We start from the raw sequence: 1,250 nt of genomic DNA, 5'->3' as shown, positions 1-1,250 counted from the left end.
GGTCAGCTCAGCGCCCTCGTGCACCAGGGCCACCTCGTCCGCGTACGCCTCCGCGGCCCGCCGGTAGCCGTCCAGCAGCAGCCCGGTGGGCACCGGGTACCGGGTGCTGTTCCACTCGACCAGAATGCGTTCGCGCTCGACGGGATCGAGCAGGTCTATCGCGCCGATCGGCCGATCCGGCTCGGCGGCGGCGACGGTCAGCAGCCGATTCAGCCGCCAGGCGAACTCGGTGATCGTGCGCTCGTCGAACAGATCGGTGGCGTAGGTGAACATCGCGGTGAAACCCGTGGCTTCCCCTTCGGCGTCGGGCACCACGGTCAATTGCAGATCGAATTTCGCTACAGCGCTGTCGAACTCCACCACTCGAGCGGACAGTCCGGGCAGATCCAGCTCGGGCCTGTTCAGGTTCTGGAAGAACAGCGCCACCTGGAACAGCGGATGATGCGCCTGCGACCGCACCGGATCCAGCACCTCGACCAACCGCTCGAACGGCAACTCGGCATGCGAGAACGCGTCGAGGTCGGTTTCTTTCACGCGGTCGAGCAGCGCACGGAACGACGCGCCGAAGTCGATCCGGGTGCGCAGCACCAGCGTGTTGACGAACATGCCGATCAGCGGATCGAGTTCCCGCTCGCCGCGACCCGCCACGGGCGTGCCGATGGTGATGTCATCAGAACCGGTGAGCCGGGCGAGCAGCACCGCCAGCGCACTGTGCACGACCATGAACTCCGAGGCGCCCGCGCGGTGTGCCAGCTCGGCGAGACCTCGGTGCACCGAAGCGTCCACCGCGAAGGGGTACTCCGCGCCCCGGCCGGAGGCGACGGCTGGGCGCGGCCGGTCCGAGGGTAGGTCGATCCGGTCCGGGATGCCCGCCAAAGCGTGGCGCCAATAGGCGATCTGTGCCGCGGCCACCGAATCCGGGTCGTTCTCGTCGCCCAGCATCTCGCGCTGCCACAACGTGTAGTCCGCGTACTGCACCGGTAGCGGTTCCCAGGACGGACGCGCGCCGTTGCGCCGGGACAAAAACGCGCCGAGCAGGTCTCGCAGGAACGGCCCGACCGAAGCACCGTCGGCGGCGATGTGATGGACCACCACCACGACCACATGGTCCTGCGGGCCGATCTCGGCCAGCTCGATGCGCAGCGGCACTTCCGCCGCGACATCGAAGCCGGTCAGCGCCAGCCCGCGCAGCCAGTCCGGCAGCTCGTGCTCGGCGACGGGCGTCGGCGCGAGGTCGGGAACAGCCCGCG

Annotated in this window: 1 protein-coding gene; it reads right to left on the bottom strand. The window is 69.0% G+C overall.

Translation table 11 applies throughout. The features are described from left to right. A partial coding sequence (locus tag ACT89H_RS29360; protein WP_445111915.1) for a condensation domain-containing protein occupies window positions 1–1,250 on the bottom strand: 1,250 nt, incomplete at both ends.

The sequence above is a fragment of the Nocardia aegles genome, from assembly GCF_052545135.1.
This window is presented reverse-complemented; position numbering and strand designations above follow the sequence as displayed.